General features: G+C 62.0%; 11 protein-coding genes. 7 read left to right on the top strand and 4 right to left on the bottom strand.

Translation table 11 applies throughout. The features are described 5' to 3' along the window. Positions 1–121: 121 nt before the first annotated feature. Entirely contained in the window at positions 122–1075 is a 954-nt protein-coding gene (locus LA343_RS07450) for a heme o synthase (protein ID WP_052337546.1), read from the top strand. Between the two features lie 263 nt (positions 1076–1338). On the opposite strand, the gene LA343_RS07445 is transcribed toward LA343_RS07450, so the two are convergent. Continuing rightward, positions 1339–2400 carry a COX15/CtaA family protein gene (locus LA343_RS07445; protein WP_025402708.1) on the bottom strand — a complete coding sequence of 354 codons (1062 nt, stop codon included), beginning with the start codon at positions 2398–2400 and terminating at the stop codon, positions 1339–1341. Between the two features lie 142 nt (positions 2401–2542). Between LA343_RS07445 and LA343_RS07440 the strand changes: the two genes are divergently transcribed. Further along, positions 2543–3637, top strand: coding sequence for an FUSC family protein (locus LA343_RS07440; RefSeq protein WP_025402707.1), 1095 nt, complete (start codon positions 2543–2545; stop codon positions 3635–3637). A gap of 81 nt (positions 3638–3718) precedes the next feature. Here LA343_RS07440 and LA343_RS07435 read toward each other — a convergent pair whose 3' ends face one another. Genes LA343_RS07435 through mptB form a run of 3 tightly spaced genes read right to left on the bottom strand, consistent with a single transcriptional unit; the run spans position 3719 to position 7303 of the window. After that, positions 3719–4540, bottom strand: a complete 822-nt coding sequence (locus LA343_RS07435; protein ID WP_025402706.1) for an ABC transporter permease — start codon at positions 4538–4540, stop codon at positions 3719–3721. Further along, a complete protein-coding gene (locus LA343_RS07430) occupies positions 4540–5607 on the bottom strand; it encodes an ABC transporter ATP-binding protein (RefSeq protein WP_025402705.1) in 1068 nt (355 codons plus the stop codon). The genes LA343_RS07435 and LA343_RS07430 overlap by 1 nt, the downstream gene beginning before the upstream one ends. Next, a complete protein-coding gene (gene mptB / locus LA343_RS07425; RefSeq protein ID WP_025402704.1) occupies positions 5600–7303 on the bottom strand; it encodes a polyprenol phosphomannose-dependent alpha 1,6 mannosyltransferase MptB in 1704 nt (567 codons plus the stop codon). The genes LA343_RS07430 and mptB overlap by 8 nt, the downstream gene beginning before the upstream one ends. A 304-nt stretch (positions 7304–7607) precedes the next feature. On the opposite strand from mptB, the gene LA343_RS07420 reads away from it, so the two are divergent. From LA343_RS07420 to LA343_RS07400, 5 genes are all read left to right on the top strand, one after another. Further along, positions 7608–8303 carry a helix-turn-helix transcriptional regulator gene (locus LA343_RS07420; RefSeq protein WP_025402703.1) on the top strand — a complete coding sequence of 232 codons (696 nt, stop codon included), beginning with the start codon at positions 7608–7610 and terminating at the stop codon, positions 8301–8303. Then, on the top strand, positions 8300–9730 hold the full coding sequence (gene sufB / locus LA343_RS07415; RefSeq protein WP_025402702.1) for a Fe-S cluster assembly protein SufB: 1431 nt from the start codon (positions 8300–8302) through the stop codon (positions 9728–9730). Before LA343_RS07420 ends, sufB begins: the two co-directional genes overlap by 4 nt. A gap of 5 nt (positions 9731–9735) precedes the next feature. After that, the gene (gene sufD / locus LA343_RS07410) at positions 9736–10947 is read left to right on the top strand and encodes a Fe-S cluster assembly protein SufD (RefSeq protein ID WP_025402701.1); all 1212 of its coding nucleotides are present in this window, start codon (positions 9736–9738) and stop codon (positions 10945–10947) included. A 92-nt stretch (positions 10948–11039) separates the two neighbouring features. After that, positions 11040–11798 (top strand): Fe-S cluster assembly ATPase SufC, encoded by a 759-nt coding sequence (gene sufC, locus LA343_RS07405; protein WP_025402700.1) that lies wholly within the window; start codon positions 11040–11042, stop codon positions 11796–11798. Positions 11799–11859: 61 nt separating this feature from the next. Continuing rightward, a complete protein-coding gene (locus LA343_RS07400; RefSeq protein ID WP_025402699.1) occupies positions 11860–13107 on the top strand; it encodes a cysteine desulfurase in 1248 nt (415 codons plus the stop codon). The last annotated feature ends 78 nt before the right edge of the window (positions 13108–13185 follow it).

Raw genomic sequence — 13185 nt, 5'->3', positions numbered from 1 at the left:
TCGTGGTCGGCACTGTTGTAGGGGCGTGCCCTTTTTCGGACTATTGCGGTAGCTCAGGTAGCGTAGATGAGACGTTCCGGTGAGGAAGCACGCAAGAAAACGCGAGAAATACGCGAGGACAATGGAGGCGAGTCATCCGGTGAAGACATTCGCTGAGACGGCCAAGGCTTACTTAGCTCTGACCAAACCACGGGTCATTGAGCTACTGCTGGTGGCCACCATTCCTGCCATGCTGCAGGCAGCTCGAGGCGAAGTGCAGATCGGGCTGATTCTCCTCACCCTCGTCGGCGGTTGGATGGGCGCTGGTGCGGCCAACACGTTCAACAACGTGGTCGACCATGATATCGACCAGCTCATGCGCCGCACCCGCCGACGCCCCCTGGCGAAGGACACCGTCTCTGTGCAGCAGGCCCGCATCTTCGCGTGGGTCCTCATGATTGGTTCGGTGCTCTGGCTCGGACTGCTCTGCCACTCGTGGTTGGCCGCAGGCTTCATCCTGCTGACGATCTGGTTCTACGTGTACGTGTACACGAAGTGGCTCAAGCGCCGGACCTGGCAGAACGTGATCTGGGGTGGAGCCGCGGGCTGCATGCCGGTCATCGTGGGCTGGGCCGTGGTCACCGACAACCACGGTGGTGCATTCCACGCAGGATGGTCCTCGTGGATTCAGGCCATCATCCTGTTCATGATCATTTTCTTCTGGACGCCACCGCACACTTGGGCTCTGGGCATGCGCTACCGGGAAGACTACGAGGCAGCCGGTGTGCCGATGATGCCCGTCGTGAAGCCCCCCCTGGAGGTCACTCGGCAGATCTTGGCTTACACCTGGGCCACGGTCATCACGTCACTGTTGCTCGTGCCAGCGGCCAGCTGGATCTACCTGGCTGCTGCAGTGGCATCCGGCGCTTGGTTCATCATCATGGCGCATCGCTTGCACTCGGGCGTGAAGAACGGCACCCCGGTGAAGCCCATGCAGTTGTTCTTCCTCTCGAACAACTACCTCAGCATCCTGTTCGTCGCATTGTCCATCGACGCGGTGCTGGGCTGGTCCACTATCGCATCGCTGTTCTCCTAAGCTTCACTAGAGCTTTCCTAGAGCCCTCCTAGAGAGCTCTTCTGGCCTCTCTCGATCGCGTGCAGAATCTCGCAGGATCCTTCCAATCAACAGCCCCTGGAACATTCTTCACAGAGGTTTCAGGGGCTTCAACGTGCGTGAAAAGCCCTTTCGCTGCCCGAAAGGGGTCGAAAGGGCTCGGATCTACTTGGTGGCGTGCGAGGTTAGTTTGGGTGACACGACCTCGTCTCAGTTATCCGCGCACGCGCGGTTATCGAGCACCGCTAGGCAGTCAGCACAGCCTCACGCTGGCGGTCAGCCTCAGTCGAGCCAGTTAGCTGGGCATTGCCTCCCATGTAACGGGCCTTCAGCGACCACAGGAAGCCCGTGGCGGCCGTGACGATGCCCGAACCAATCACGTGCATTGGAACGGACCAGCGCGGCACGCCCAGCCAGTACTGCATGATGCCCACGGCTGCCTGCAATAGGCAGGCCCCAATGACCCAATACGCGGCCGTCTTAATGCGGTGATCGAGGTTCATAGCGAACACACCTGCCAGTAGACCGATGGTGACTCCCAGGTACAGGTACATGAAACCCGCGTGGATGTGGGCCATGTCGATCAGCGGAACCTGCAAGCGATTTTCAGGCAAGATGGCGGCATCTCCGGCGTGCGGGCCAGCGCCCGTGACCAATGTGCCGGTGAACAGAACGATGGCCAGAGAGGCAGCAGAACCGTTGGTGAGCAGCTGCAGCGGGCGAGGCATCAACGGCTGCATGGAGCCGTCATCCGGCTCGCCGATGCGCACCACCAGTCGTGCGGCAAGGAAGACCAAAAGCATGGATGGCAGGAAGTGCATGGCGACCGTCCACCACATAAGGTCCATGTGCACCGAGATCCCGCCGAGGACAGCTTGGATGATGATGCCGATGCCCTGGAAGAAAGCCAGCCCCAAAATTGCGGGGCGGCGAGCTGCACGGATCACAGCGATAAACACCACCACAGCAGCAGCGGCGACGACAAATGTCAGCAGGCGGTTGCCGAACTCAATGAGTTGGTGGATCCACGGGATCGTACCTGCAGTGGGGAAGAGAGAGCCGGGCTGGCACTGCGGCCAGGTATTACAACCCAGGCCAGAACCGGTCACGCGCACGAGCGAACCGGTAAACGTAATGCCCGTCTGACACGCCAGCAGGATGATGGCAAAGAGTCGCTGCTTCTTCATCGACGGGGCGGTGACGGGGCGGGGGAGGCCGAATTTCGCATCCATCCGGTGCACCCACGCGAAGAATCTCAGGAACACCCGGATGAAGATGTTTTGCTCTTGATCGGCACGCTGAGTCATTTCCTGCAACACAAGTTCCAGCCTAGTGGACAGGGCAACTGAGACGGTAACGGGTTTGCTTGACTGCACAGCAGCGATAAACTCGTAGGGTTGGTCACAGCCAGCCGGACACATTTTCATAGAGCTTTACCTAAGGGGACCCATGACGACCGCGAGTACATGGCGCCGGCTACTCGATGTTCTCGAGAGCGACGTAGGAACGATCCGATCCAGGATTGACAACGCAGAGAACTTTCGGCAGAAACTGCCGATCATCGGTGGGTTGCTCCTCAAGGCGATCGTCACGCTAATCTTCTGCGCAACGTTCGTGCTGGCCTTTGTGCTGCTACTTGGCCAAGAAAACGCCATCGTCGGCGTGGTGGTGCTGCTGGCCGTCATGACGTTCCAGAAGGTGCATTTCGGCTACCAGCAATCCCATGCCGCAGCGTCCATGCTGGTTATCTTCCTCATTTACGCCTTCATCCCGCCCCTGGCGAGCCACGCAGCCCCCGTGGTCGGGGCGTTGTTAATCGCGGCGTCTCTGGGCGTCATCTTATGGCTGGGATGCGATCAGGTGGCTTTCCAGAACCACATAGTGTTGGTTCTGTCCTTCCTACTGCTTTACGGCTACCCCGTCTCGCCGGAAGGCTATTGGCAGCGGGTAGTGGGACTGCTCATCGGTGGCGTGTGGGCGGCCTCAATCCTTTACCGTAAGAACAAGCACCACAGCCTGGACCGCACGCTCGGCGATGTGATCCGAGATGCCGTGCGGTGGAGCCCGGAAAACGAATGGCGGCTCAAGCTCATGATTACCGTGCCGCTGGCTATCTTGTGCGGCCAACTCCTCGGCCTGGACCGGCCGATGTGGATCGGCATCGCTGCGATGTCGGTATTGAGCCCCGATACGGATGTGCGCCCTCGCAAGATGGTCGAAAGGTTTGTGGGCACGGTTATCGGCACGGTGATCTTCTTCGTGGTGATCTCGCTCGTGCCCATCCCGGGCCCGATTCTCGGGATGATCGGTGGTTTCCTCGTGGGCCTCACCACGTCGTATCGCTACCAGACCATCTTCAACAGCCTCGGCGCCCTCAGCGTGGCCCTGGCATTGTTCGGCCCCGTGGGATCGGCCACGGCCCGCATCGCGGATAACGCTTTCGGCATTGTGGCCACGTTCGTGGTGGTGTTCCTCATCGACCGTCTCATCTCGTGGAGCCACACGCTGCGGTCAACGCGGGACACCTCACAGGGCACTGCGTAGGTCGCTGCCCACCCCAAAACCCCACCATTAGGCAGCACAGCACATAGCGAGTAACCGCCGAACGAGAACTCTTATCGGAATTTAGTCGCTATCCATCGTGAAGGAGAAGAACTTCAGCGCCAGCGCCGTGCCCAGCACTGCCCACGCCGCGAGGATCACGATGGCCAAAAGGTTAAACGTCCCGGCCGTCAGCGCCGAGTACAGCGCTTGGGTCAGCGCCACCGAGGGCAACAGCAGCAGCCAGTTGTTCACCACCACGCTCGATTCCGAGGCCATCGTGGCAAATACCGCCGCCCCCATCAGGATGAACCAGATCGTGTTGCTCAGCGCGAGAACCATTTCCGAGCTCAACGTGCCGCCCAGCAGCAGCCCCAAGCTGGTGAACGTCGCCACGCCAATGACCACCACGAGCAGGGCGATGGGAAGCCCAATGCCCTCCGGTCGCCATCCGAGGATCACCGCCGCGATGGATAGGATTGCGATCTGCACGATCACCACCACGCCGACCGCAGCGATCTTTCCGCCGATGAGCGCCCATGTCGGCACACCGGAGGCACCGATGCGCTTCAGTGCTCCGTAGCGGCGATCAAAGGCCACCGCAATGGCCTGGCCGGTGAAACCGGCGCCCATCAGGGCGATAGCCAGGGCCATCGGGAAGATCTGGTTGATGTCCTGGTGCATCCCGCCGAACGGCACCAACGTCAGTGCCACGAGCAAGCCCAGCGGAATCACGAGCGACAGTAGCTGCTGCTCGCCGTGCCGCAGGAACAGCGTGGACTCGATCTTCGCCTGTGCGGCGAGGATCTTGCCACCGGAGGCCAGCTTCGGCCGGGGCGTGAACGTGCCGGGTTCGAAACGATTGCTTGAGGTATTGGACCTTGAAGTGTTGGACACAGAATTCATTAGCGGATCTCCCGTCCGGTGATGGAAAGGAATACGTCCTCCAGCGATTGGCGATCAACGTCGAGCGAGCGCAGCAGTACATCCTGCTCCGCCAACGCCGCAGTGATCTGTGCGATCAGGGTGGGGGTCAGGGTCGACGCCTCCACGGCGTACACCCGCTCCCGGTCCGTGTCGGTAATACTCACGGAATCAGAGCCCATCGATGCGGACCACCGGGCGAGATCCACTGGAGAGGCCGTCGCTACGGTCATGTGGTGCGGGCTGGGGGTTGGCGTCGCCGATGACGAGACCTCCGAGGTATCGGAACCAGACACAGAGGCGCTGGCCTGCGACGGATCGGAGTTCGGGACCTCGATGGTGGCGTTGCCTGAGGTCATTTCCTCGGGCGTTCCGGAGGCGACGAGCGAGCCGCGGTCGATGATGTAGACGTGATCGGCAAGCGCTTCGGCCTCGTCCATGAGGTGCGTGGTGAGCACAACGGCCACGCCATCGCGGCGCAGTGCCGAGACGAGATCCCAGACCGCGAGGCGCGATTGGGCGTCCAGCCCGGCTGTGGGCTCGTCGAGGAACACCAGCTCCGGCCGTCCCACGAGTGTACAGGCGAGGCTCAGGCGCTGCTGCTGACCACCCGAGAGGCGGCGGTAGGGGGTCTTGATGTGCTCGGAGAGCCCGACGGTACGCAGTAGCCAGTCAACGTCCAGTGGCTTTTCTGAATACGACGCCACCAGACGCAGCATCTCGCCCACCCGGACTCCGGGGTAGGCACCGCCGCCCTGCAACATCACGCCGATGCGGGAACGCACCTGATCGGAGTTCTCCACGGGATCCATTCCGAACACGCGGACGGTTCCGGAATCCGGCTTCTGGAAGCCCTCGCACATCTCCACCGTGGTGGTCTTGCCAGCCCCGTTGGGGCCCAGCACCGCGACCACTTCACCAGCGTGAACGGCCAAGCTCAGACCGTTAACGGCGGTCTTGGGGCCAAAGGTCTTGACCACGTTTTCGAGCTGCAACACGATGGGGGCAGCCGGTGGTGTGGGCGATGAAGCGGGAGTTGAATCAGTCACGAATACCCAGTTTAGTTCTTCTCAGCGTTTCGCTGCGGATCGCCTCTGCGAAGTTGGGATGGGTGCGTGCGTAGCGCCAGACTCCCACCATGACGACGGCGAAGATCGCGGCGGCCATGGCGTAGATGTAGAGCACCGTCGACGGCGGCAGCGCAAGCCCCCTGGGGAGGATGAAGAAGCTAAACAAGACTGAGTAGGTCACGGCGGCTACGTGGAAGCCGCGGCGGTTGGCCCACGCGGCGAGGGGAACGATGGCCCACAATAGGTACCAGGGGTGCACGACGGGGAAGAAGATGACGAGGATGAGCATCGCCACACCCAGTGCGCCAACCGGGTGGATGCGGCCTCGGAAGGATGCCCACAGCATGCGCACCACCCAGAACATACCGACAAGCAGGCCGAGTCCCTGGAAGAGGGTCAGGGTGGTGGCCTGATGATCGCCCAGCCCCAGCAGCATGCCCAACGATGCCGAGGCCAGGCCGCTGAGGGTGGCGATGGACATCCACGAGACAATGTCCGCGGCGCCGCCCTGTGAAGAAATCCAGCCGAGCCCAACGCCGGTGAGTAGGGACAAGGCACCGGACGTCACAACGGCCACGGCTCCGGCGAGGGCCGCTGCCTTGCACAGATCCCACAGTGAGCCGCCGAACCAGCGAGCCACGGCCACTCCGGCGAAGCCGAGCCCCATGAAGGCGGTCACCTTAACCAGCCCCGCTCCGGAGATGACCATGAGGCCAACGATGATGAGGAACCATCGGCTGGCCGTGGGGCGCTCGAGGGAATCGGTGCCGCGGAGGACGAGCTCCATGCCGGCGAGGAGGAGGCCAAGCATGATGGCCTCGTTGTGAATGCCGCCGACAAGGTGAAGGATCGCCAGGGGATTGAGCACGCCCAACCACAAAGCGGAGGTGGGGCGCACGCCGCAGCGGCGCGACAGTCGCACGAGAGCCCAGCCGACGAGTGACAGCCCGATGATGGCCACCACGCGGTGGGCGAACACGCCCCAGACGATGGAGTTATTGGTGATCACCGAAATAAGCTCGCCATAGCCCAAGGCCACCGGACCGTAGGGCGCAGGGGAGTGCGCCCACATGAGGGGAACCGACATGGCTAGGGGATCCTCGATACCCAGCAGGTCGACTGGGCCGGCGCTGTAGGGGTCCCACCCGCGGGCGGCGATGGCACCCTGGGCCAGGTAGGAATAAATGTCCTGGGTAAACAGGGGAGGAGTGAACAGGAAGGGGATCACCCAGAGGACATAGACGCGCCACAGGGTTCGTTCGGGGAGCACGCGGTGGTTACCGGCCGAGGAGGGTGCGCACAGCCGCATGAGCAGCAGCCACCCGCATACGAGGAATCCGATGCCCACGAACACTGCCACGCTGGTGGTGTGCAGCATGCGCGCCAGCACGTTCACGCCAGGGACATCCCACAGGGGGTTGTTCACCACGGGGAATGCTCCTGCCCCCACGCCGCCGATCATGATGAGAAGCGAGCCCAGGGTGCCGGAAAACACCGCGATGCGCAGCCGCAGCAGCTGTACCGCGGAAAAGGGCGGTACGGCGGCTGAGCTGAGGGGTCTGTCCTGGTGGAGCAGTGCCGACCGGGATCCCGCTAGCCCGAGGCGCGGCAGCTGGTCCGTGATCGAGGTGAAGAGTCTCGCTCGGCCGCGCCGCGGTGATGGCTGGGTGGTCATGAGAAGGAATTCTATCGTCTCGGATCCTGCGACTGGTACAGGGACAGGCGATGGCGACGGGATTGCGGAACGGAGTGCCGACGGGAATTCAGCGTAGCCTTAGTGGACAAGCGGAATTATTTAAGACACACTCGTGTTGTCTAATCATTGAGGCGCACGCCACAGTGGTGCGTCGCATGCACGACCGTGCAGGGGACTGCAGGAGACTGCAGGAGACTGCAAGAACATGCACGACCGTGCACGACCGTGCACGACCATGCACGACATTGACCTAACGCACACCAGCACAATCCCGGAGGTGACCATGAACGCGCGCACATCGAGTGAACGCGACACGCGGCGCCGGATTTTGCTGCACGTGCTGCGCCACGGCCCCATCAGTGCCACCGATATCAGCGAAGAATTTGGTTTGAGTGCAGCGGGTGTCCGCCGGCACTTGGACAACATCGTCGCGGATGGGCTGGCGGAGGTTGTGGAGGCACCTCGTTCGGGGCAGCGCGGCCGCCCGGCCAAGCTGTTCCGCTTGACCGACGAGGGGCGCGCCCAGTTCGGCCATGATTACGACACGTTAGCCCTGTTGGCGCTGCGCGCCCTGCGCAGCACCGGCGGTGAAGCGGCGGTGGAAGACTTCGCTTCCCAACGCATCCATGACCTGTTGTCCGATCTCCCGCAGGCGGAGGCGGATTTTGAGGATGGGGATGCTGAGGACGTCGAACAAAGAGCCCAAGCAATTGCGGAGGCTCTGACGAAGCGCGGTTACGCTGCCACCGTGGATAACGCCGCTGGCGGCGTGCAGATTTGCCGCCACCATTGCCCAATCCAGGAAGTCGCGCACGAATTCCCCGAACTCTGTGCGGCGGAACACCGGGTGGTTGCGGAGCTGCTCGGTCAACACACCCAACCGTTGGCTACTATTGCCGACGGTAACGGGATTTGCACCACCCACATTCCGCTAACAACTATTCACCCTTCCCCCACGAAGGAAAGCGAAAACTCATGACTCAAGCTGCACAAACACCGCAAACCGATGAGGAGATCATTAACTCCATCGGCGCGTACGGCTACGGCTGGCACGATTCCGACACCGCCGGCGCCTCTGCTCGCCGTGGACTCAGCGAAGATGTCGTCCGCGATATCTCCGCGAAGAAGAACGAGCCGGAATGGATGCTCAAGCGTCGACTCAAGGCCCTCGACATCTTCGATAAGAAGCCTCTGCCCACCTGGGGCGCGAACCTGTCGGACATTGATTTCGACAACATCAAGTACTTCGTCCGCTCCACCGAACAGCAGGCTCAGACGTGGGATGACCTCCCCGAGGACATCAAGAACACGTATGACAAGCTGGGCATCCCGGAGGCTGAGCGTCAGCGCCTCGTCGCCGGTGTTGCTGCCCAGTACGAGTCTGAGGTCGTGTACCACCAGATCCGCGAAGACCTGGAGAGCCAGGGCGTAATCTTCGTCGATACCGACACCGGACTGCGCGAATACCCCGAGTTGTTCGAAGAGTACTTCGGCACGGTGATTCCCGCCGGCGATAACAAGTTCTCCGCCCTCAACACCGCGGTGTGGTCAGGTGGCTCCTTCATCTACGTGCCGAAGGGCGTGCACGTGGACATCCCGCTGCAGGCGTACTTCCGCATCAACACGGAGAACATGGGTCAGTTCGAGCGCACCCTCATCATCGTGGACGAGGATGCCTACGTGCACTACGTCGAGGGCTGCACCGCCCCGATCTACAAGACGGACTCCCTGCACTCCGCCGTGGTGGAGATCATCGTGAAGAAGGGTGGTCGCTGCCGCTACACGACCATTCAGAACTGGTCGAACAACGTCTACAACCTGGTCACCAAGCGCACCAAGTGTGAAGAGGGCGCCACCATGGAATGGGTCGATGGCAACATCGGTTCCAAGGTCACCATGAAGTACCCGGCCGTGTGGATGACCGGCCCGTACGCCAAGGGCGAGGTGCTCTCCGTGGCGTTCGCAGGCGAGGGTCAGTTCCAGGACACCGGCGCGAAGATGGTGCACATGGCGCCGCACACGAGCTCCAACATCGTGTCCAAGTCCGTGGCCCGCTCCGGTGGCCGTGCTGCGTATCGCGGCCTGGTGCAGATCAACAAGGATGCTCACCACTCCGCTTCGAATGTGGAGTGTGACGCCCTGCTGGTCGACTCGATCTCGCGCTCCGATACGTACCCGTACAACGACATCCGCAACGACCATGTGACCTTGGGTCACGAGGCCACTGTTTCTCAGGTGTCCGAGGATCAGCTGTTCTACCTCATGTCGCGCGGCATTGCGGAGGACGAGGCTATGGCCATGATCGTGCGCGGTTTCGTGGAGCCCATCGCCAAGGAGTTGCCGATGGAGTACGCACTTGAGTTGAACCGCCTCATTGAACTGCAGATGGAAGGATCGGTGGGCTAAACCAGATGACCACCCCGCTTACTGAAACCGAAGCCACGATCACGCCGGTGAAGGCCGGAACGGATCATCAGACCAAGGGTGACCGTTTCTCATCCTTCAAGGTCGAGGACTTCTCCGTGCCCCGTGGTAAGGATGAGGATTGGCGATTCACCCCGCTGCGCTCCCTGCGCGGCCTCCACGATGGCTCTGCTCAGCCGGGCCAGCGTGCCGATGTTTCGGTCAATGTTTCTGAATCCGACGCCGCCAGCGTCAGCGTCTCGACGCTCGAGAAGGGTGACGACCGTCTGGGCCGTGCCGGAGCTCCTGTGGATCGCGCTGCCGCCCAGGCATGGGAAGGCACCGAGTCTGCCGACTACGTGCTGGTCAAGAAGGACGCAGTGCTCGAGGACGCGGTCACCATCACCGTGACCGGCCCGGGCGAGGACAAGGTCTCCTACGGCACCCTGGTTGTCGAGCTGGAGGCTCACGCCGAGGCTGTGGTGTTCGTGCGCTACGAGGGTTCGGGTGCACATTCCGACAACGTTGAGTTCATCCTGGGCGATGGCTCCAAGCTGACCACGGTGGTGTTCGAGGACTGGAACCGCGACGCGGTTCACCTGTCCAACTCCCACATTCAGGTCGGCCGCGATGCCACGGTGCGCCACACCTACGCCTGCTTCGGCGGCGAGATTGTGCGCTCTGTTCCGCACGTGCGCTACACGGCTCCCGGCGGCGACGCCGAACTGCTGGGCCTGTACTTCGCCGATGCCGGCCAGTACTTCGAGCAGCGTTTGCTGGTGGATCACTCCATCAACAACTGCCGCTCTAACGTCTTGTACAAGGGTGCTTTGCAGGGCGAACCCACGAAGGGTTCGTCGGCTCGCGACGCGCGTACGGCGTGGATCGGCGACGTGCTGATCCGCCCGGAGGCTACCGGCACTGACACGTACGAGAAGAACAACAACCTGCTGCTGACCTCTGGGGCTCGCGCTGATTCCGTGCCCAACTTGGAGATCCAGACCGGCGAAATCGTCGGCGCTGGCCACGCTGCCACGGTTGGTCGTTTCGACGATGAGCAGATGTTCTACCTGCAGTCTCGCGGTATTTCCCGCGCGGAGGCCAAGATGCTCATCGTTCGCGGCTTCTTTACCGACGTCATCCGCCGCATCCCCCTGGAGCGAATCCGGGAGCAGTTGGAAAACAAGGTGGAAGAGGAACTCTCCAACACCGTGCTGTAGCAGCTCGGCTGGAGCAGCACGCTGGCACGCATCATCCCCGCTTGCCCCACGTCACTTTTTGATTAGTAGCTATTAGAGGAAAGTAGCAACACATGAGCACTCTTGAGATTAAGAACCTGCACGCACAGGTTGTTCCCGCAGACGAGAACGAAGAGCCCAAGCCGATCCTGCACGGTGTGAACCTCACCGTGAAGTCCGGCGAGACTCACGCCATCATGGGCCCTAACGGTTCCGGCAAGTCCACCTTGTCCTACGCAATCGCCGGCCACCCCCGCTACGAGGTCACCGAGGGCGAGGTCCTCCTCGACGGTGAGAACCTGCTGGATATGGACGTTGACGAGCGTGCCCGCGCCGGCCTGTTCCTGGCCATGCAGTACCCGACCGAGGTTCCCGGCGTGTCCATGGCGAACTTCCTGCGTTCCGCAGCATCGGCTGTCCGCGGCGAAGCTCCGAAGATCCGCGATTGGGTCAAGGAAGCCCGCGGCGCTATGGAGGAACTGTCCATCGACCCGTCCTTCTCCGAGCGTTCGGTAAACGAGGGCTTCTCCGGTGGTGAGAAGAAGCGCCACGAGGTGCTGCAGCTGGGCATCCTCAAGCCGAAGTTCGCTGTGCTGGACGAGACGGACTCCGGCCTGGACGTCGATGCACTGCGCATCGTCTCCGAGGGCATTAACCGCTACAAGGAGCGCGAGAACGGCGGCATCATCATGATCACCCACTACCAGCGCATCCTGAACTACGTGAAGCCCGACTTCGTGCATGTCTTCTCCGCTGGTCGCGTCGTCGCCTCCGGTGGCCCGGAGCTGGCCGAGCAGCTTGAGTCCGAGGGCTACGAGAAGTTCGTCAAGTAAGCCGGCACGCACGAGCGTGATCGGCACAGTTAACCGCACTATTCAAGGAGATTTGTCCCGTATGAGCACATCATTGGACACCGCTGCGATCAGGAAGGATTTCCCCATCCTGTCCCGCACAGTCCGAGATGGCCGCCCCCTGGTCTACCTGGACTCCGGAGCGACCTCCCAGCGCCCGGTCCACGTCCTCGACGCAGAACGGGACTTCCTGACGAAGCACAACGCGCCCGTGCACCGCGGTGCATACCAGTTGGCCGAGGAGGCCACGGATGCGTACGAGGATGCCCGCGCGGCGATCGCTGCGTTCGTCGGTGCGAACGATCCGGAGATCGTTTTCACGAAGAACGCCACCGAGGCACTGAACGAGGTTGCCTACATTTTGGGCGACGATCGCGCAGGGGAGCTGCAGGTCACGGCAGGCGACGAGATTGTCGTCTCCGAGTTGGAGCACCACGCAAACCTCGTGCCGTGGCAGGAGCTGGCGCGTCGCACCGGTGCCACGCTGAAGTGGTACACGTCCACCGAGGACGGTCGCATTGACCTCGATAGTCTCGAATTGTCGGACAAGACCAAGGTCGTCGCGTTGACCCACCAGTCCAACGTGACCGGTGCCGTTCTCGACGTCCCCGAGGCCGTGCGGCGAGCCCGCGCGGTCGGGGCGACGTTCGTAATGGACGCCTGCCAGTCTGTTCCGCACATGCCCGTGGATTTCCACGAGCTCGACGTTGACTTCGCGGCCTTTTCCGGCCACAAGATGTTGGGTCCGAACGGCGTGGGCGTGCTCTACGGAAAGAGCGCGTTGCTGGATGCACTCCCGCCATTCCTCACCGGTGGATCCATGGTTCAGAAGGTGACTATGGAGGGCACAACGTTCACCGAGGCGCCGCAGCGCTTTGAGGCGGGCACCCAAATGACCTCTCAGGTGGTCGGCCTCGGCGCTGCTGTGAAGTACCTCAACGATCTGGGCATGGACAATGTCAAGGCACATGAGAACGAGCTGACCGCCTACGCTCTCGATCAGCTCAGCGAGATCGAGGGGCTGCGCATCATTGGGCCCACGACAGCTGACGACCGCGGTGCATCGGTGAGCTTCGTGGTGGATGGGATCCACCCCCACGATCTGGGCCAGGTCGTTGACGACGAAGGCGTGTGCATTCGAGTGGGGCACCACTGCGCATGGCCCGTGCACACCTGCATGGGAGTGCAGGCCACGGCTAGGGCCAGCTTCTACGTATACAACGAGCCCGCCGAGGTCGATGCCCTCGTGGCCGCAATTAAGAAGGCGAAGGAGTTCTTCGGCGTGGATTAGGGCGTGACTTACCGCTGGTAGCAGCCGAAAGCGCTCCTGCGTAGCTGCAACCAGTACCAGCCAATCCGCGGCCGGCAT

The organism is Corynebacterium falsenii (genome assembly GCF_020099275.1).
GTDB classification, from domain to species: domain Bacteria; phylum Actinomycetota; class Actinomycetes; order Mycobacteriales; family Mycobacteriaceae; genus Corynebacterium; species Corynebacterium falsenii.
This window is presented reverse-complemented; position numbering and strand designations above follow the sequence as displayed.